The 19,444-nt window shown below is 64.1% G+C and carries 16 protein-coding genes; 8 read left to right on the top strand and 8 right to left on the bottom strand.

What is annotated here, in order from left to right; all coding sequences use genetic code 11:
• Positions 1 to 60 precede the first annotated feature (60 nt).
• Entirely contained in the window at positions 61 to 4,014 is a 3,954-nt protein-coding gene (gene putA / locus HMPREF3173_RS00740; protein ID WP_070571105.1) for a trifunctional transcriptional regulator/proline dehydrogenase/L-glutamate gamma-semialdehyde dehydrogenase, read from the top strand.
• 76 nt (positions 4,015 to 4,090) lie between these two features.
• Here putA and HMPREF3173_RS00735 read toward each other — a convergent pair whose 3' ends face one another.
• A complete protein-coding gene (locus tag HMPREF3173_RS00735) occupies positions 4,091 to 4,483 on the bottom strand; it encodes a hypothetical protein (RefSeq protein WP_070571104.1) in 393 nt (130 codons plus the stop codon).
• Between the two features lie 203 nt (positions 4,484 to 4,686).
• On the opposite strand from HMPREF3173_RS00735, the gene HMPREF3173_RS00730 reads away from it, so the two are divergent.
• The 6 genes from HMPREF3173_RS00730 (at position 4,687) to yccS (ending at position 14,048) form a co-directional block, all read left to right on the top strand.
• On the top strand, positions 4,687 to 6,129 hold the full coding sequence (locus HMPREF3173_RS00730; RefSeq protein WP_070571103.1) for a TldD/PmbA family protein: 1,443 nt from the start codon (positions 4,687 to 4,689) through the stop codon (positions 6,127 to 6,129).
• Positions 6,129 to 7,460 carry a TldD/PmbA family protein gene (locus tag HMPREF3173_RS00725; RefSeq protein ID WP_070571102.1) on the top strand — a complete coding sequence of 444 codons (1,332 nt, stop codon included), beginning with the start codon at positions 6,129 to 6,131 and terminating at the stop codon, positions 7,458 to 7,460. The genes HMPREF3173_RS00730 and HMPREF3173_RS00725 overlap by 1 nt, the downstream gene beginning before the upstream one ends.
• Before the next feature lie 92 nt (positions 7,461 to 7,552).
• Entirely contained in the window at positions 7,553 to 8,980 is a 1,428-nt protein-coding gene (gene mdtD, locus HMPREF3173_RS00720) for a multidrug transporter subunit MdtD (RefSeq protein WP_070571101.1), read from the top strand.
• Positions 8,981 to 9,092: 112 nt separating this feature from the next.
• Positions 9,093 to 10,430 carry an ATP-dependent RNA helicase DbpA gene (gene dbpA / locus HMPREF3173_RS00715; protein WP_230387760.1) on the top strand — a complete coding sequence of 446 codons (1,338 nt, stop codon included), beginning with the start codon at positions 9,093 to 9,095 and terminating at the stop codon, positions 10,428 to 10,430.
• 123 nt (positions 10,431 to 10,553) lie between these two features.
• Positions 10,554 to 11,735: a BaiN/RdsA family NAD(P)/FAD-dependent oxidoreductase gene (locus HMPREF3173_RS00710; RefSeq protein WP_070571099.1), complete on the top strand. Its 1,182-nt coding sequence runs from the start codon at positions 10,554 to 10,556 to the stop codon at positions 11,733 to 11,735.
• Between the two features lie 129 nt (positions 11,736 to 11,864).
• Positions 11,865 to 14,048: a YccS family putative transporter gene (yccS, locus tag HMPREF3173_RS00705; RefSeq protein WP_070571152.1), complete on the top strand. Its 2,184-nt coding sequence runs from the start codon at positions 11,865 to 11,867 to the stop codon at positions 14,046 to 14,048.
• 47 nt (positions 14,049 to 14,095) lie between these two features.
• Here the strand turns inward: yccS and HMPREF3173_RS00700 are convergent, their stop codons facing one another.
• Positions 14,096 to 14,833, bottom strand: coding sequence for a substrate-binding periplasmic protein (locus HMPREF3173_RS00700; protein ID WP_070571098.1), 738 nt, complete (start codon positions 14,831 to 14,833; stop codon positions 14,096 to 14,098).
• Between the two features lie 224 nt (positions 14,834 to 15,057).
• Between HMPREF3173_RS00700 and HMPREF3173_RS00695 the strand changes: the two genes are divergently transcribed.
• The gene (locus HMPREF3173_RS00695) at positions 15,058 to 15,510 is read left to right on the top strand and encodes a GNAT family N-acetyltransferase (protein ID WP_070571151.1); all 453 of its coding nucleotides are present in this window, start codon (positions 15,058 to 15,060) and stop codon (positions 15,508 to 15,510) included.
• A gap of 34 nt (positions 15,511 to 15,544) precedes the next feature.
• Here HMPREF3173_RS00695 and HMPREF3173_RS00690 read toward each other — a convergent pair whose 3' ends face one another.
• The 6 genes from HMPREF3173_RS00690 to HMPREF3173_RS00665 form a co-directional block, all read right to left on the bottom strand.
• Entirely contained in the window at positions 15,545 to 15,841 is a 297-nt protein-coding gene (locus HMPREF3173_RS00690; protein WP_070090534.1) for a winged helix-turn-helix domain-containing protein, read from the bottom strand.
• Positions 15,842 to 15,853: 12 nt separating this feature from the next.
• Positions 15,854 to 16,354: a M48 metallopeptidase family protein gene (locus tag HMPREF3173_RS00685; RefSeq protein WP_070571097.1), complete on the bottom strand. Its 501-nt coding sequence runs from the start codon at positions 16,352 to 16,354 to the stop codon at positions 15,854 to 15,856.
• Positions 16,355 to 16,456: 102 nt separating this feature from the next.
• Complete coding sequence (gene fba, locus HMPREF3173_RS00680; RefSeq protein ID WP_043207275.1) at positions 16,457 to 17,521, bottom strand: class II fructose-bisphosphate aldolase; 1,065 nt, start codon at positions 17,519 to 17,521, stop codon at positions 16,457 to 16,459.
• A gap of 99 nt (positions 17,522 to 17,620) precedes the next feature.
• A complete protein-coding gene (locus tag HMPREF3173_RS00675) occupies positions 17,621 to 17,950 on the bottom strand; it encodes an MliC family protein (protein WP_070571096.1) in 330 nt (109 codons plus the stop codon).
• 79 nt (positions 17,951 to 18,029) lie between these two features.
• On the bottom strand, positions 18,030 to 18,245 hold the full coding sequence (locus HMPREF3173_RS00670; protein ID WP_043207346.1) for a hypothetical protein: 216 nt from the start codon (positions 18,243 to 18,245) through the stop codon (positions 18,030 to 18,032).
• Between the two features lie 32 nt (positions 18,246 to 18,277).
• Positions 18,278 to 19,441 carry a phosphoglycerate kinase gene (locus tag HMPREF3173_RS00665; protein ID WP_043207267.1) on the bottom strand — a complete coding sequence of 388 codons (1,164 nt, stop codon included), beginning with the start codon at positions 19,439 to 19,441 and terminating at the stop codon, positions 18,278 to 18,280.
• Positions 19,442 to 19,444: the final 3 nt, after the last annotated feature.

The following is a 19,444-nucleotide window of genomic DNA, read 5'->3' as shown; positions in this document are numbered from 1 at the left end:
TCCTACAGCTAATCTTGCCGCCAGCTTAGGCCACATCCGTGGCAATAACGAGGATAAGAAATGGCGACGACCACCCTTGGGGTCAAACTCGACGACCCGACCCGTGAGCGACTCAAAGCAGCTGCGCAGTCCATCGACCGCACGCCGCACTGGTTGATCAAGCAAGCGATCTTCAACTACCTGGAGAAGCTCGAGGGTGGCGCCACCCTGAACGAACTCAACGGCCACGCCGCCAGCCTCAGCGACGATGCCGGCGACGTCCAGCCTGACCACAGCCATCAGTGCTTCCTCGAATTCGCTGAAAGCATCCTGCCGCAATCGGTCCTGCGCTCGGCCATCACTGCCGCCTACCGTCGCCCGGAACCTGAAGTTGTGCCGATGCTGCTGGAGCAGGCCCGCCTCTCCACCGAGCAGGCCGAGGCCACCAACAAGCTGGCTGCCGGAATCGCCGAGAAACTGCGCAACCAGAAGAGCGCCAGCGGCCGCGCCGGCATCGTCCAGGGCCTGCTGCAAGAATTCTCCCTGTCGTCCCAGGAAGGCGTGGCGCTGATGTGCCTGGCCGAGGCGCTATTGCGCATCCCGGACAAAGGCACCCGTGACGCCCTGATTCGTGACAAGATCAGCACCGGCAACTGGCAGCCGCACCTGGGCAACAGTCCGTCGCTGTTCGTCAATGCCGCCACCTGGGGCCTGCTGCTGACCGGCAAGCTGGTCTCCACCCACAACGAATCCGGCCTGACCTCCTCGCTCACCCGCATCATCGGCAAGAGCGGCGAACCGATGATCCGCAAGGGCGTCGACATGGCCATGCGCCTGATGGGCGAACAGTTCGTCACCGGCGAGACCATCGCCGAGGCCCTGGCCAACGCCAGCAAGTTCGAAGCCAAGGGCTTCCGTTACTCCTACGACATGCTCGGCGAGGCCGCCCTGACCGAGCACGACGCCCAGAAGTACCTGGCCTCCTATGAGCAGGCGATTCACTCGATCGGCAAAGCCTCCCACGGCCGTGGCATCTATGAAGGCCCGGGCATCTCCATCAAGCTCTCCGCCCTGCACCCGCGCTACAGCCGCGCCCAGTACGAGCGCGTGATGGAGGAGCTGTACCCGCGCCTGCTGTCGTTGACTCAACTGGCCAAGCAGTACGACATCGGCCTGAACATCGACGCCGAGGAAGCCGACCGCCTGGAGCTGTCCTTGGACCTGCTCGAGCGCCTGTGCTTCGAGCCATCGCTGGCTGGCTGGAACGGCATCGGCTTCGTCATCCAGGCCTACCAGAAGCGCTGCCCGTACGTGATCGACTACGTCATCGACCTGGCCAAGCGCAGCCGCCACCGCCTGATGATCCGTCTGGTCAAGGGCGCCTACTGGGATAGCGAGATCAAGCGCGCCCAGGTCGAGGGCCTGGAAGGCTACCCGGTCTACACCCGCAAGGTGTACACCGACGTCTCCTACATCGCCTGCGCTCGCAAGCTGCTGTCGGTACCGGAAGCCATCTATCCACAATTCGCCACCCACAACGCCCACACCCTGTCGGCCATCTACCACATTGCCGGCCAGAACTACTACCCAGGCCAGTACGAGTTCCAGTGCCTGCACGGCATGGGCGAACCGCTGTACGAGCAGGTGGTGGGCAAGGTCTCCGAAGGCAAGCTGAATCGTCCATGCCGCGTGTACGCCCCGGTCGGCACCCACGAAACTCTGCTGGCTTATCTGGTCCGTCGTCTGCTGGAAAACGGTGCGAACACCTCGTTCGTCAACCGCATCGCCGACCACTCGATCTCGATCCAGGAACTGGTCGCCGATCCGGTCGCCAGCATCGAGCGCATGGGCACCCAGGAGGGCAGCATCGGCCTGCCGCATCCGCGCATTCCTATGCCGCGTGAACTGTATGGCAGCGAGCGGGCCAACTCGGCCGGCATCGACATGGCCAACGAACACCGCCTGGCGTCGCTGTCCTGCGCACTGCTGGCCACTGCCCACAATGACTGGAAAGCATCCCCGCTGCTGGCCTGCGCCGCCAGCGAGCAACCTGCCGTGCAAGTGCTCAACCCGGCCGACCACCGCGATGTCGTCGGTCATGTGCAGGAAGCCACTGTCGAGGACGTCGACAATGCCATCCAGTGCGCACTCAACGCCGCTCCGATCTGGCAGGCCACGCCGCCAGCCGAACGCGCCGCGATCCTCGAACGCGCCGCCGATCTGATGGAAGCCGATATCCAGCCGCTGATGGGCCTGCTGGTGCGCGAAGCCGGCAAGACCTACGCTAACGCCATCGCCGAAGTGCGCGAAGCGGTGGACTTCCTGCGCTACTACGCGGTGCAGGCACGCAACGATTTCAGCAATGACAGCTGCCGCCCGCTTGGGCCGGTGGTGTGCATCAGTCCGTGGAACTTCCCGCTGGCGATCTTCTCCGGCCAGGTCGCCGCGGCCCTGGCCGCCGGCAACCCGGTCCTGGCCAAGCCTGCCGAACAGACCCCGCTGGTCGCCGCCCAGGCTGTGCGCCTGCTGCTGGAAGCCGGTATCCCTGAAGGCGTGCTGCAACTGCTGCCAGGCCGCGGCGAAACCGTCGGTGCCGGACTGGTCGGTGACGAGCGCGTCAAAGGCGTGATGTTCACCGGTTCCACCGAAGTCGCTCGCCTGCTGCAACGCAACATTGCTGGCCGTCTGGATAACCAAGGCCGTCCGATTCCGCTGATCGCCGAGACCGGCGGCCAGAACGCCATGATCGTCGACTCCTCGGCCCTGACCGAGCAGGTGGTCATCGACGTGGTGTCCTCCGCGTTCGACAGCGCCGGCCAGCGCTGCTCGGCACTGCGTGTGCTGTGCCTGCAGGAAGACTCCGCCGACCGCGTGATCGAGATGCTCAAGGGCGCCATGGCCGAAAGCCGCCTGGGCAACCCGGAACGTCTGTCCGTGGACATCGGCCCGGTCATCGACGCCGAAGCCAAGGCAGGCATCGAGAAGCACATCCAGGGCATGCGCGACAAAGGCCGTACGGTCTACCAGGTCGCCATCGCCGAAGGTGAAGAGATCAAGCGCGGTACCTTCGTGATGCCAACCCTGATCGAGCTTGAAAGCTTCGACGAACTCAAGCGTGAGATCTTCGGACCGGTCCTGCATGTGGTGCGCTACAACCGCAAGGACCTCGACCAGTTGATCGAGCAGATCAACGCCTCCGGCTACGGCCTGACCCTGGGTGTGCACACCCGCATCGACGAGACCATCGCCAAGGTGGTGGACAACGTCAATGCCGGCAACATGTACGTCAACCGCAACATCGTCGGCGCCGTGGTCGGCGTCCAGCCGTTCGGTGGCGAAGGCCTGTCCGGCACTGGCCCGAAAGCCGGCGGCCCGCTCTACCTGTACCGCCTGCTGTCGACCCGCCCGGCCGACGCCATCGCCCGCCACTTCCAGCGTGTCGACGGCGAAGGCAAGGTCGATACTGTCCTGCGCGACCAACTGATCAAACCGCTGCACACCCTCAAGACCTGGGCTGCCAGCAGCCAGCTGGGTGAGCTGGCCAGCCTGTGCGACCAGTTCGCCGCCCAGTCCCAGAGCGGTATCAGCCGCGTGCTGCCCGGCCCGACCGGCGAGCGCAACACCTATACCGTGTTGCCACGTGAGCACGTGCTCTGCCTGGCCGACAACGATGCCGACCTGCTGGCCCAACTGGCTGCCGTACTGGCCGTGGGCAGCTCGGCGGTGTGGGCCGACGCAGAGCCCGGCAAGAGCCTGCGTGCCCGCCTGCCGAAGGAGCTGCAGGCCAAGGTCAAGCTGGTGGCCGACTGGCAGAAGGACGACGTCGCCTTCGATGCCGTCATCCACCACGGCGACTCCGACCAGCTGCGCGGCGTGTGCGAGCAAGTGGCCAAGCGCGCCGGCGCCATCGTCGGCGTCCATGGCCTCTCCAGCGGCGACCACCAGATCGCTCTGGAGCGTCTGGTAATCGAGCGCGCCGTGAGCGTCAACACCGCAGCAGCAGGTGGCAACGCCAGCCTCATGACCATCGGCTGACCCAACGCGGCAAACGAAAAAGGAGAGCTTCGGCTCTCCTTTTTTGTGTTTACAACGCCAGATTCCCGCTCCCCCATCAGGTGGACACCTGGTTTCTACCGAAGAACCAGAGCGTCCAGATCTTGAACAGCTCACACGCCAGCACGATCAAAAAGAACATCAGCGGATGTGCTGACGCTTGATACCCCTCGTACAGATAGAAGACCGAAACAGAGGGAATGAAAAAGAGCAGCCTGAGCGGTAGTTGCAACCCCCCCAGCCATTTCACGGCATTGCGCTGGGTGAAAAACAGCGCACAACTGATGCCCACTGACACCAGCAGGCCCAAGCGCAAGGCAAAAAGCACCGCGGTCGCCGTACCTTCGTCGCTGGCGATCACAGGAATCCGCAGCGCGTCGGAAACGAATGGAATCCTGTCGCTGGCGATCGCTTTGAACATGTAGTCGATTAACAACAGGGCATCGAACATGCCCCAGCACCACCAGCTGATCCGTCTGCTGTTCACAACAAAATTCACCTTTTGACGATTCAGGCCGCACGTTATTTCTTCCACCGACCAAGGGCGAGGCTGCCATAATGACCTCGCACCGCTCAAGTCAGGCAACATAGCCGGCCTGGGCCTGCAAGAGGGGGTGGTTCTAGGGGGAGCCACCGCGCACCGGAGGTTCCCGCATGTTCGATTCCAGTGCCTTGCTACGCCAGCGCTTTGCCGCGCTGCGCAGTTCGGCCGAGGTGTTTTCCCTGCGCCATGTGAAGCAGTCGCACCAGAGTCTGTCGGTGCGTCGCAATGTGGCCGAGCCACCATTCTTCAGCCAGGACGAAGGCGCCATGCTCACCGTGCGCGTCAAGGGCGTGGAAGCCTACGCTGCCACCGCCGACGTGTCCCAAGCCGGTCTGCAACGCGCCCTCGAACAGGCCGAGGCGCTGGCTCGCACGATCGCCGCCTACAGTCTGCTGGACCTGAGCGGGCAACCGGTGGCCAGCGAGCGCCATGACCATGTTTCGCCCCACTTCGAACATCCCCTGCCTAGCCTTGCCGAGTGCCTCGAGCTGCTCACCGCCGAGTCGGCCAGCGTGCCCAAGGACAGCCGCCTGGTTGATTGGCAGGCGAGCCTGGGTATCAGCCTTGTCGAGCAGACCTACCTCAATTCTGCAGGCGCTGAGCTGCGCCATGCCCAACGTTTCCTGTTCCCGGGCCTGGGCGTGACCGCAAGCGATGGCCAGGACAGTCAGAGCCGCAGCCTAGGCCGGGAGAACTTCGGCCAGCAAGGCGGCTTCGAGGTGATCGAACGCTGTGGCCTGGTCGGTGCGGCCCGGCGCATCGCCGACGAGGCCCTGCAATTGCTGCTCGCGCCCAATACCCCCAGCGGCCCGCGCGACCTACTGCTGATGCCAGACCAAATGATGCTGCAGATCCACGAGTCCATCGGCCACCCGCTGGAGATGGACCGTATCCTGGGCGACGAACGAAACTACGCCGGCACCAGCTTCGTCAAGGCAAGCGACTTTGGTCACCTGCAATACGGCTCGAAGCTGCTCAACGTGACCTTCGACCCGACTATCGCCGAAGAGCTGGCCAGCTACAGCTTCGACGACGACGGCACTGCGGCGAGCAAGCAGTTCCTGATCCGCGACGGCCTGCTGCTGCGCCCGCTGGGCGGCGCCTTGTCGCAGTACCGCTCGGGACTGGATGGCGTGGCCAACAGCCGGGCCTGTGGCTGGAATCGCGCGCCAATCGATCGCATGGCCAACCTCAACATCGAGCCGGGCGACCAGTCGCTGGCGCAGCTGATCGGTGGTATCGAGCATGGCATCCTCATGCGCACCAACCGCTCCTGGTCCATCGACGACGCACGCAACAAGTTCCAGTTCGGCTGCGAGTGGGGCCAACTGATCGAAAACGGCGAACTCAAAGGCGTAGTGAAAAACCCCAACTACCGCGGCATCTCCGCACGGTTCTGGGGCAATCTCGCCGCCGTCGGCGATCGCAGCACGTTCCAGGTACTGGGCACGCCAAACTGCGGCAAGGGCGAACCCAACCAGGTGGTACGGGTTGGCCATGCCTCGCCGGCATGCGTGTTCCGCCAGATCGACGTATTCGGAGGAGACGCTTGATGAGCGCCACGCCCCAGCAACGCTTCGAGGACCTGACAGGCGCCCTGCGCGACGCACTCCAAGCTGGCGAGCAGTTCACCCTCGGCTACAGTGCCGAGCATTCACAGTTCATCCGCTTCAACCATGCCCGCGTGCGCCAGGCCGGCGAAATCGCCCAGGCCAGCGCGCACTTGCGCCTGATCCGCGACGGGCGCCAGGCCGAGCAGCACTTCACGCTGGGCGACGATCCACAGCTGGACCGCCAGCGCCTGCACGACGCGCTGGCCCAGCTGCGTCAGATCCTGCCGCTGCTGCCTGTCGACCCTTACCTGCGTCTTGATGAAAGCGCCTGGCACAGCCATAGCCTGCAGGCAGCAGCGCTGCCGGACTGCGCCGATGTTCTTGGACTGATCGAGCGTGAAGCCGGCGATCTGGACCTGGTCGGTATCTATGCCGCAGGCCCCATCTGCCGGGGGTTCGCCAGCTCCTTCGGGGCCTTTGGCTGGCATCAGGCCAACAGTTTCAACTTCGACTGGAGCCTGTTCCACGCCAATGGCCAGGCGGTCAAGGCCAATTATGCAGGTCAGGTCTGGGACAGTGCGGCCCTGGTGGCGCGCCTGCGCCAGGCCCGCGAGCAACTGGATTTCCTTGGCCGCCCGGCAATCATCCTCAAGCCTGGCAGCTACCGCGCTTACTTGGCCCCGGCGGCGATGGACGAGATTGCCGGCATGCTCTGCTGGGGTGGTTTTTCCGCCCAGGCTCTGGCCACAGGCAACAGCGCGCTGCAACGCCTGTACGCCGGCGATGCCAGCCTCAGCCCGCAGGTCAGTTTCGATGAACAGGTCAGCGGCTCGCTCAGCCCGCCCTTCTCCGACGAAGGCTCGCCGCGCCAGGACGTGCACCTGATCCACGAAGGCCGCGCACACGCGCGTCTGGTCAGCGCGCGCAGCGCTGCGGAGTTCGACCTGCAGGCCAACGGCGCCGACAGCTTCGAGTCGCCCTGTGCGCTGAGCCTGGCACCGGGGCAACTGCCTTCGGCGCAGATCCTCGAGCGACTCGGCACGGGCCTGTATATCAGCAACCTCTGGTACCTGAACTACTCGGACCTGCCTGCCGCCCGCATGACCGGCCTGACCCGCTTCGCCACCTTCTGGGTGCAGGACGGTTGCATCCAGGGGCCGGTCGGCACCATGCGCTTCGATGACAGCCTGTACAACCTGCTGGGCAGTCAGTTGGAAGACCTGACGCGTGAGCGGGAGCTGATCCTGTCGACCAGTACCTACGGCCAGCGCAGCACCGGGTCGAGTCATTTGCCGGGGGCGCTGGTCAAAGCCCTGACCCTCACCCTGTAATGGGTCTGTGCTGACTGCTTCACAGGGCTCCTACAGGACGATAACCCTGTGGAGGCGGGCCAGCACGATCAAGCAGCAAAGCCGAGGTATTCATGCCCGAACGCGCCCCGCTGGACCCCGTCACCGCCCGCTGGATCCCCTGGGTGGTGGCCATCGCCTTCTTCATGCAGTCCCTGGACGGCACCATCCTCAACACCGCCCTGCCGGCCATGGCCCGCTCCCTGGCCGAAGACCCGCTGCGCATGCAGGGTGTGATCATCGCCTACATGCTCACGGTGGCCCTGCTGATTCCCGCTTCAGGCTGGATCGCCGACCGCTTCGGCACCAAGCGCATTTTCTTCAGCGCCATCCTGCTCTTCAGCCTGGGCTCGCTGCTCTGCGCCATGGCCAACAGCCTCACGTTCCTCATCCTGGCCCGGGTCATCCAGGGCCTGGGCGGTGCGTTGATGCTGCCGGTCGGGCGACTGGTGGTGCTGCGCGCCTATCCGCGTTCGGAGCTGGTGCGGATCATGAGCTTCATCACCATCCCCGGCCTGCTTGGCCCGCTGCTGGGACCGACCCTGGGCGGCTGGCTGGTGGAGATCCTCACCTGGCACTGGATCTTTTTGCTCAACCTGCCCGTCGGTGCACTGGGCTGCTACGCGGTATGGAAGTTCATCCCTGATCTGCGCGGCGCCGAGCGCACTACCTTCGACGGCCCGGGGTTCGTCCTGTTCGGCGCCGCGATGGTACTGATCACCATCGCCATGGAAGGCTTGGGTGAACTGCACCTGCCGCACTTGCGGGTGATGTTGCTGCTGTTCGCCGGCATGGCCTGCCTGGCCGCCTATTGGCTGCGCGCCGGGCGCGATCCGCAGCCGCTGTTCTCGCCGGGCCTGTTCCGGGTGCGCACCTTCGCCATCGGCATCCTCGGCAACCTCTTCGCCCGCCTGGGCAGCGGCGCCCTGCCGTTTCTGGTGCCGTTGCTACTGCAGGTGGCGCTGGGCTATTCGCCCGCCGAGGCCGGCATGAGCATGATCCCTCTGGCCGCCGCGGCGATGCTCGCCAAGTCCATCGCACGGCCGCTGATCGAACGCTTCGGCTATCGCATCATCCTCACCGGCAATACCCTGTTGCTTGGCCTGCTGCTGGCCAGCCTGGGGCTGGTGGACGCGGACACGCCGTATGCCCTGCTGCTCGCGCAACTGGCCCTGCTCGGCGCCGTGAACTCCATGCAGTTCACCGCCATGAACACCGTGACCCTGATCGACCTGGACGACGCCAGCGCCAGCAGCGGCAACAGCCTGTTGTCGGTGGTCGCGCAGCTGTCCCTGAGCCTGGGGGTGGCCTGTGCTGGCGCCTTGCTTGGCGGCTTTACCGCCGCGGGCAGCGCAGAGGGGGTGGAAAGCACCCTGGGCGCCTTCCAGTTGACCTTCCTGACCATCGGCCTGATGGCCATGCTGGCGGCAGCGATCTTCCTGCAGTTGTCGCCGACAGACGGAAGGCGTGCCCGTCGTCAGGAAGCGCACATGGAGTCGTAGGGCGAATGGCCACGAGGCTGGTAGACTGTGCGGCATTTTTCGCTTCGCAACGCAGGCCCGCCTCGTGACCACCGACTCCACCGCCTTTGCCACTCTGCCGTTGTCCGCCGCCATGCTGGCCAACCTGGACGCCCTCGGCTACGCCTCGATGACGCCGATCCAGGCCCAGAGCCTGCCGGTCATCCTCAAGGGCCAGGACCTGATCGCCCAGGCCAAGACCGGCAGCGGCAAGACCGCCGCCTTCGGCATCGGCCTGCTCAACCCGATCAACCCGCGCTACTTCGGCTGCCAGGCCCTGGTGCTGTGCCCGACCCGCGAGCTGGCCGACCAGGTGGCCAAGGAGCTGCGTCGCCTGGCCCGCGCCGAGGACAACATCAAGATCCTCACTCTATGCGGCGGCGTTTCGCTGGGCCCGCAGATCGCCTCGCTGGAGCATGGCGCACACATCATCGTCGGCACCCCAGGGCGCATCCAGCAGCACCTGGACAAGGGCACCCTGGTGCTCGACGGGCTCAACACGCTGGTGCTGGATGAAGCCGACCGCATGCTCGACATGGGCTTCTTCGACGCCATCGCCAGCATCATCGGCAAGACCCCTTCGCGCCGCCAGACGCTACTGTTCTCGGCCACCTACCCGGCCGGTATCGAGCAGTTGGCCGCCGAGTTCATGCGCAAGCCACAGCAGGTCAAGGTCGAAAGCCTGCACGCCGACAACCAGATCGAACAGCACTTCATCGAGATCGACTCCCAGCAACGCCTGGAAGCCGTCACCCGCGTACTCGGCCACTTCCGCCCGCAGTCGTGCGTGGCGTTCTGCTTCACCAAGCAGCAGTGCGAGGACGTGGTGGCCCACCTCAGCGCCAAGGGCATCGTCGCCCAGGCTCTGCATGGTGACCTGGAACAACGCGACCGCGACCAGGTGCTGACGATGTTCGCCAACCGCAGCAGCTCGGTGCTGGTGGCCACTGACGTGGCGGCCCGTGGCCTGGACATCGACGGCCTGGACATGGTGATCAACGTCGAGCTGGCGCGTGATCCCGAGATTCACGTACACCGCGTCGGCCGCACCGGCCGCGCGGGTGAAAAAGGCATCGCCATCAGCCTGGTCGCCCCTGCCGAGGGCCACCGCGCCCAGGCCATCGAAGACCTGCAGAAGCGCCCATTGCGCTGGGAGCAGCTCGACAGCCTCAAGCACAAGGGGGGTGAGCCGTTGCTGCCAGCGATGACCACCTTGTGCATCGCCGCAGGCCGCAAGGACAAGCTGCGCCCAGGCGACATCCTCGGCGCGCTGACTGGCGACGCAGGCATCCCCGGCAAGCAGGTAGGCAAAATCGCCATCTTCGACTTCCAGGCCTTCGTGGCGGTGGAGCGCGCTGTGGCCAAACAAGCCATGCAGCGCCTGAACAGCGGCAAGATCAAGGGTCGGTCCCTGAAAGTCCGCATCATCTAAAGATTTGCACGACTCCTGTGGGAGTGGGTTTACCCGCGAATGCGATGGTGGACTTACTGCCGCCTTCGCGGGTAAACCCGCTCCCACTGGGGCCAGTGTGTCATTTCAGAAAAGGTTTACACCGTGCATTCCACCGACGTGATCATCATCGGCGCCGGCGCCGCCGGCCTGATGTGCGCCCAGCTCACCGCCCGTCGCGGACGCCGGGTGCTGGTGCTCGACCACGCCAACAAGCCGGGCAAGAAGATCCTCATGTCCGGAGGCGGTCGCTGCAACTTCACCAACATGTACACCGAGCCAGCCAACTTCCTCTCGCAGAACACGCACTTCTGCAAGTCGGCCCTGGCCCGTTATACCCAGTGGGATTTCATCGAGCTGGTGTGCAAGCACGGCGTGCCTTACCACGAGAAGAAACTTGGCCAGCTGTTCTGCGACAACAAGTCCAGCGACATCCTCGACATGTTGCTCGCCGAATGCGACGAGGCCGGCGCCCAGATACGCCTGCAGACCAGCATCGAGCAGATCGAGAAGACCGCTGAAGGCTATTGTCTGCAAACCTCCGCCGGCCCGTTCGCCTGCCAGTCCCTGGTGATCGCCACCGGCGGCCTGTCGATCCCGACCCTGGGCGCTACCGGCTTTGGCTACCAGGTCGCCCGCCAGTTCGGCCATACCCTGCTGCCGACCCGCGCGGGTCTAGTGCCCTTCACCATCACCGAGCCTCAACTCAAGGCCCTGTGCACCGAGCTCTCCGGCACCGCGCTGGATTGCATCGCCAGTTGCAATGGCACCAGCTTCCGGGAAAACCTGTTGTTCACCCACCGCGGCTTGAGCGGCCCGGCGATCCTGCAGATTTCCTCGTTCTGGGAGGCGGGCGATACCGTGGAGATCAACCTGTTGCCCGATCGCGACGCCCTCAGTTGGCTGCAACAGCAGCAGGCCGAACGCCCCAACAGCGAGCTGAAGACGCTGCTGGGCGAGGTTTTCACCCGCAAGCTGGCCAACCTGCTGGCCGAGCAGTGGTTCGTGTCCAAGCCAATGAAGCAGTACACCCCGGCCGAGCTGGCCCAGGTGGCGGACAAGCTGTCGGCCTGGCAACTGGTGCCGGCCGGTACCGAAGGTTATCGCACCGCGGAGGTGACCCTCGGTGGCGTCGATACCCGCGAGGTGTCTTCAAAGACCATGGAATCCCTCAAGAGTCCAGGGCTGTACTTCATCGGCGAAGTGCTCGATGTCACGGGCCACCTGGGCGGGTTCAATTTCCAGTGGGCATGGGCCTCGGCCAACGCTGCAGCGCAGTTCGTGTAGAGTAGAATCCTTTCAGCAGCACGGAACGCTTCTTGCTGGTCTGTGCTGAGGTGCCGATTTCTGGGGCTGCTGCGCAGCCCCACTATGAATGGCGCCAAGGTATTCATTCGATCACTGCCCAGGGCCATCATGTCATCGAGCTCGTTCCGCCATTCATTGCGTCGTTTGTGGGGCCAAGACAAGTTCAGCTACAGCATCAGGGTAACGATCGCACTCACCGGCAGCCTGGCGCTTTGCTGGTACCAGGACGAAATGGCGCTGTTGATCCCGCTGTTCCTCGGCATCATCGCCAGCGCCCTGGCCGAGACCGACGACGGCTGGCAAGGCCGCCTGAGCGCCCTGGCCGTTACCTTGGTGTGTTTCGCTATCGCCGCCTTGTCGGTGGAGCTGCTGTTCCCCTACCCCTGGATCTTCGCTGGCGCACTGGCCCTGGCAGCCTTCGCCCTGACCATGCTCGGCGCGCTGGGCGAGCGCTACGGCGCCATCGCCTCGGCGACATTGATCCTCTCGGTGTACACCATGATCGGCGTGGACCAGCGCGGCGGGCAGGTCAGCGATTTCTGGCACGAACCGTTGCTGCTGGTGGCCGGTGCGGCGTGGTATGGCCTGCTCTCGGTCCTGTGGCAGGCGCTGTTCTCCAACCAGCCGGTGCAGCAGAGCCTGGCGAAGTTGTTCATGGAGCTTGGCCGCTACCTCAAGCTCAAGGCCAACCTGTTCGAGCCGATTCGCAACCTGGACCTGGAAGCCCGCCGCCTGGAACTGGCCCAGCAAAATGGCAAAGTAGTGGCGGCGCTGAACGCAGCCAAGGAAATCATCCTGCACCGGGTTGGCAACAGCCAGCCGAACGCCAAGGTCAGCCGTTATTTGAAGCTGTACTTTCTGGCTCAGGACATCCATGAGCGGGTCAGTGCCTCGCACTATCCCTACAACGCACTGGCCGAAGCGTTCTTCCACAGCGATGTGATGTTCCGCTGCCAGCGCCTGCTGCGCCAGCAAGGCTCGGCCTGCCAGCAACTGTCCCACTCGATCCGCCTGCGCCAGCCGTTCGTCTACGGCGGCGGGTTCGCCGAAGCGCTGGAAGACCTCAACGCCTCCCTGGAACACCTGCGCCAGCAAAGCAATCCAGCCTGGCGCGGCCTGCTGCGCTCATTGCGGGCGCTGGCCGGTAACCTGGCAACCCTGGACCGCCTGCTGGGCGCCGCCAGCAACCCCGACAGCCTGGCCGATGCCAGCGACAGCAGCCTGCTCGACCGCTCGCCACGCAATCTCAAGGATGTCTGGAGCCGCCTGCGCACGCAGCTGACGCCCACTTCGCTGTTGTTCCGCCATGCCCTGCGCCTGTCCCTGGCGCTGTCGGTGGGCTACGGCATGGTGCACCTGATCCACCCGACCCAAGGCTACTGGATCATCCTGACCACCCTGTTCGTCTGCCAGCCCAACTATGGTGCGACCCGTCGCAAGCTGGTGCAGCGCGTGCTGGGTACGGCCGTCGGCCTCACGGTGGGCTGGGCGCTGTTCGACCTGTTCCCCAGCCCGGTCATCCAGTCGATGTTCGCGGTGGTCGCCGGGGTGGTGTTCTTCGTCAACCGAACCACCCGCTACACCCTGGCCACGGCGGCAATCACCCTGATGGTGCTGTTCTGCTTCAACCAGATCGGCGATGGCTACGGCCTGTTCCTGCCACGCCTGTTCGATACCCTCGTGGGCAGCCTGATTGCCATCCTGGCGGTGTTCCTGTTCCTACCGGACTGGCAGGGGCGGCGCCTGAACAAAGTGCTGGCCAATACGCTGACCTGCGCCAGTGCCTACCTACGCCAGATCATGCAGCAATATGCCCATGGCAAGCGCGACGACTTGGCCTATCGCCTGGCCCGGCGCAACGCCCACAACGCCGATGCGGCACTGTCGACCACACTGGCCAATATGCTCATGGAGCCTGGGCACTTCCGTAAGGAAGCCGATGTGGGCTTCCGCTTCCTGGTGCTCTCACACACCCTGCTCAGCTACCTCTCCGGGCTCGGTGCACACCGCGACACGGCGCTGCCGCCGGAGGTTCACGAGCAGTTGATCGATGGCGCCGGCCAGAGCCTGGCAAACAGCCTCGATGAGATCGCCAATGGACTGGCCGCCCGCCTGCCCGTGGCCATCCACAGCGATGCCGAGGAAGCCCTGGCCGGCGCCTTGGAACAGATGCCCGAAGAGTTGGACGAACATCAGCGTCTGGTGCAAACCCAACTGGCGCTGATCTGCCGCCAACTCGGGCCGCTGCGTACCCTGGCGGCACACCTGATCAAGGAAAGCCCACCGGGCTGACGCTCCCAGGCCAACCCGCTCTTAAGGCCAGCGGCCCCTCAGGCGGTTCAGAACCCGTGTTGGCGCAACAGACGGGCATAGCTGCCATCGGCCTTCATCGCGGCGATGGCGCGGTCGAAGCGCTCGATGATCTGCTCATGATCGGGATGCTTGAGGCTGACGAGAATGTGCAGGTTGTTTTCGCCCAACGCGGGCTCTACGAAGGTCACGGCCTCACGCACCGCCTTCGTCTCGCGTTGCAGGCTGTAGCGCGCGACGAATTCATCCTCCACTGTCAAGTCGACCCGTCCCGCCGCCAGCATGCGCACCGCCGACGAGAAGTTGCGCACCGCCACCTTGTGCAAACGGGCGTCGGCGTCGAATTCCGGGGAATAGGCGTAATCGCGTACCACGGCAATGGAATAGTCGTAGAGGTCGGCCAGCTGACGGTAGCTCAAAGGCGTATCTTGCGGCCTGAGCAGGCGGATGCGGTTGACCAGGTAGGGTTTGGAAAACGCGCCCAGACGCGTGCGCGAGTCGTTGTACCAGGTGTTGACCAAGATGTCGTAGCGGCCTTCGCCGATACCCATCAAGGCCCTGGCCCAGGGCACCTGCTCGACATTGCTGGTGTAGCCAGCACGGGTCAGTGCCGCGGTGACGATGTTGGTGGCCAGGCCGCCGCCGGGCAAGTCGCTGTCTGTGAACGGAGGCCAACTGTCAGCCACAAGACGCAACTTCTCGGCCGCCACGGCGGGGGTGAACAGCACGATCAACAGTAAACCAAGCGCGCAAAGCAATGGCCGCATGCTCGAGTCCTTTAGCAGGTGGGTGATCCACTCTGGTGGTGGCGATCCGCACTACTACAGGATGGGCAGATTACACAAAGCCCTCTCGGACGGCAGCCGACAAATGATATCAAATAGCCTCTATTTTGGCCGAATGCGGTTGAAGCCGTTTTTGGGCAATGTCTGACTCGTCGCCAGCGCCGGGATTTGCGATGATCGACCGCCCCTTCAAAGAGTTCATACCCATGTCCATCGAGTGGATCTGCAAGCACCATACCGACCTTGGCAAGGAGCAACTCTATGCCATCCTGCAGTTGCGCACTGAAGTCTTCGTGGTGGAGCAGCAATGCCCCTACCAAGAGGTCGACGGCCAGGACCTTTGCGCAGATACGCTGCACTTGATGGGTTGGGAACAAGACCGCTTGGTGGCCTACCTGCGCCTGCTCGACCCCCAATCCCAAGGCGGCGACGTGGTCATTGGCCGGGTGGTAACCGCCCCCGCCGCGCGCGGTGGCGGCTTGGGCCATCAGCTGTTGCTCAAGGGGCTGGAGTGCGCCGAGCACTGCTGGCCTGGGATACCGATCTACCTGTCGGCCCAGGCACATCTGCAGGCCTACTATGCGCGGCATGGATTCGAGGTGGCTGGAGAGCAGTACCTGGAGGATGGCATTGCGCATATCGGTATGCGCAAGGCTTGAGGCGAGAGGGCATCGAGCGGCTGGGGCGCTCAGGTCATGGATAACCCAGCACGTCCCTGATCTGGCGCAGGTGCTGGATGATCCACTGCTTGTCGATGGCACCCCAATCATGGATGCGGTAGTGCCCGGCGTGATTGCGCGCCCCGGCCTGCTGCTCGAATTCACAAACGATATCCAGGTCGGCCAGTGCGGCGATGGTGTCCTGTGCAGTGCGACGAGGCATGCCGGTAGCCTCCATCAGCGCCGGAACACTGGTTGCGGTCTGGCTGTCGATCAACCAGGCCACATAGAGACGCCGGTAGAAACTGCTCTTGGTCTTGCTCACATCCATGCTGCTCGATCCTCAGGTGGTGCCCGGCAGCTCCTGGTAGGTCAGGTAGACGCGCAGGTCGAATTCCAATTGATGATAGTCCGGCTCCATGTGCTGACAGAGCTGGTAGAACGCCTTGTTGTGGTCCCGCTCGCGCAGGTGCGCCAACTCGTGCACCACGATCATGCGTAGAAACTGGGGCGCCGCGTCCTTGAACAGCGAGGCGATGCGGATTTCCTTCTTGGCCTTGAGCTTGCCGCCCTGTACGCGGGAGACCGCAGTGTTCAGGCCCAGGGCGCGATGGGTCAGATCCAGGCGGTTGTCGAACAGCACCTTGTCCAGATTCGGCGCACTGCGCAGGTATTGCTGTTTCAAGTCCTGGGCATAGCTGTACAGCGCTTTGTCGCTCTGTACGTCGTGTCGATCCGGGTAGCGCTGGCGCAGGTAATCGCCCAGGCGATCGGAGGCGATCATCTGGCGGACCTGCTCTTGCAGGTGAGGCGGGTAGGCTTGCAGGTAGCGTAATGCGGTCATTGCACGGCGTTCAGCGAGAAGAACCGCGAGTGTATCCGATCCGCATCCAATATGAACAAGGGCCGTTTCGCCGGCGCGAAACGGCCCTTGTTCATGGCAGGATCAGTTGACCTTGGCGGCCAGCTCACCTTTGGCGTAACGCTGGAACATGCCTTCCAGGGAGATCGGCTTGATCTTGGAGGCGTTGCCGGCGGTACCGAAGGCTTCGTAACGGGCGATGCAGACATCACGCATGGCCTTCACGGTCTCGGCGAAGAACTTGCGTGGGTCGAACTCGCTCGGGTGCTGGGCCATGTAGCGACGGATGGCACCGGTAGAGGCCAGGCGCAGGTCGGTGTCGATGTTGACCTTGCGCACGCCGTACTTGATGCCTTCGACGATTTCTTCGACCGGCACGCCGTAGGTTTCCTTGATGTCACCGCCGTATTCGTTGATGACCTTCAGCCACTCCTGCGGCACCGAGGAAGAACCGTGCATGACCAGGTGGGTGTTGGGAATGCGCTTGTGGATTTCCTTGATCCGGTCGATGGCCAGGATGTCGCCGGTTGGCGGCTTGGTGAACTTGTAGGCGCCGTGGCTGGTGCCGATGGCGATGGCCAGGGCGTCGACCTGGGTCTTCTTGACGAAGTCGGCGGCTTCTTCCGGGTCGGTCAGCATCTGGCTGTGATCCAGGGTGCCTTCGGCGCCGATGCCATCTTCTTCACCGGCCTGGCCGGTTTCCAGGCTGCCCAGGCAACCCAGTTCGCCTTCGACGGACACGCCGCAGGCGTGGGCGAATGCCACGGTCTGCTGAGTGACGCGAACGTTGTACTCGTAGTCGGACGGGGTCTTGCCGTCTTCCTTGAGCGAGCCGTCCATCATCACCGAGCTGAAGCCCAGCTGGATGGAACGCTGGCAGACGTCAGGGCTGGTGCCGTGGTCTTGGTGCATGCACACCGGGATGTGCGGGAACTCTTCGATCGCCGCCAGGATCAGGTGACGCAGGAACGGGGCACCAGCGTACTTGCGGGCGCCGGCCGAGGCCTGGACGATGACCGGGGAGTCGGTGGCATCCGCGGCTTCCATGATGGCGCGCATCTGCTCGAGGTTGTTGACGTTGAAAGCCGGAACGCCGTAGCCGAACTCGGCGGCGTGGTCCAGCATCTGGCGCATGCTAATGAGTGCCATTGTGTATCTCTCTCCCGACAAGCGTCGTTGTTTCGTGCAAGCCTGCCGCAGGGGCGGTTGCTGTTCAAGTAGTGTGGGCCACCGTCGCGGCCCGGCCAGTCACGGTGCCTTGCAGCCCCGCCCAATCAGATCGTTGGTCGCCACCCAGTACACCAGGCCTTCATCGCCCTTGGTGTGGAAGGCAAGTACCCCGTCGCTGTACAGCGCGCCCGAGGCGCCCGGCTCGGACTTGAGCCGGTAGACCTGGTCGCCGCCGCCTAGGCGTACGTCGACCGCATCCTGGCTCGCATCGGCGAATCGCCAGAGCACTTCGGCCTGGCTGTCGCAGACCCAGCGGGTCCAGTTGTCCGCCGGAGCGGATGGGGCCGGTTGCAGCAGCGAGCATCCTGCCAGGGTCGCCAGGGCCAATGCGGCCAGAAGCGCTTTCATCCAAAAACCTCGTCGTGGATCCGCTACGCGGCCCCTAATCCAAGACCACAAAACCCAACCTTGGTTGCCTGGCGCCCGATCAAGGGCAGCCCGGCGCCTGGCGCTGGTGTTCGTCGTCGTACTTTTCCAGGCCCTCCGGGCCCATGCGCTTGTTGATAACCGGCGCGGTCTCCGCCTGCCACTGAGACTGATAGCAGCCGCCCTTGGGCGGCTGCGACGGCTCGGTATCGGCAGACTTGCTGGAGCAGGCGCCCAGCAACAGGGCCAGGATCATCACAGGCAATTGCTTGACCATCAGGTCGCTCCCTTTGCCAGGCGCCGCCATACTCAGGCCTTGGCCCGCTCTTCCAGGATAGCCACGGCGGGCAGGACCTTGCCTTCGACGAATTCGAGGAACGCGCCGCCACCGGTAGAAATGTAGGAGATATCAGCGCCTACGCCATATTTGTCGATGGCCGCCAGGGTGTCACCGCCACCGGCGATGGAGAAGGCGGCGCTGTCGGCGATGGCCTTGGCCAGCACTTTGGTGCCGTTGCCGAACTGGTCGAACTCGAACACGCCGACCGGGCCGTTCCACAGAATGGTCTTGGACGACTTGAGCAGCTCGGCAAACTGTTCGGCAGTCTTCGGGCCGATATCCAGGATCATGTCGTCATCGGCCACATCGGCGATGGACTTGACGGTGGCTTCGGCGCTCTCGGCGAACTCCTTGGCAACCACTACGTCCACCGGCAGCGGCACGCTGACCTTGGCGGCGATCGCCTTGGCGGTGTCGACCAGGTCAGGTTCGTACAGCGACTTGCCGACCTTGTGGCCCGCCGCGGCGAGGAAGGTGTTGGCGATGCCGCCACCGACGATCAGTTGATCGCAGACCGTGCTCAGGCTGTTGAGCACATCCAGCTTGGTGGAGACCTTGGAGCCAGCGACGATGGCGGCCATCGGTTTGGCCGGGGCTTTCAGGGCCTTGCCCAGGGCATCGAGTTCGGCCGCCAGCAGCGGGCCTGCAGCAGCCACTTTGGCGAACTTGGCAACACCGTGGGTCGAACCCTCGGCACGGTGGGCGGTACCGAAGGCGTCCATGACGAATACGTCGCACAGGGCGGCGTACTTTTGCGCCAGCTCGTCGGCGTTCTTCTTCTCGCCCTTGTTGAAGCGCACGTTCTCGAACAGCACCAGATCACCGGCCTTGACCTCGACACCGTCCAAGTAGTCAGCGACCAGCGGCACGTCGCGGCCCAGGGCCTTGCTCAGGTAATCAGCCACCGGCTTGAGGCTGTTCTCGGCGGAGAACTCGCCTTCGGTGGGGCGACCCAGGTGCGAGCAGACCATGACGGCAGCGCCCTTCTCAAGGGCCAGCTTGATGGTCGGCAGCGCGGCCAGGATACGCGCATCGCTGGCTACCACACCGTCTTTCACAGGGACGTTGAGGTCTTCGCGGATCAGTACGCGCTTACCTTGCAGGTCGAGGTCGGTCATCTTCAACACGGTCATGAA

This window comes from Pseudomonas sp. HMSC08G10, assembly GCF_001808425.1.
Classification (GTDB): domain Bacteria; phylum Pseudomonadota; class Gammaproteobacteria; order Pseudomonadales; family Pseudomonadaceae; genus Aquipseudomonas; species Aquipseudomonas guariconensis.
The sequence above is the reverse complement of the archived record's forward strand: the minus strand, read 5'-3'. Positions and strand labels throughout refer to the sequence as shown.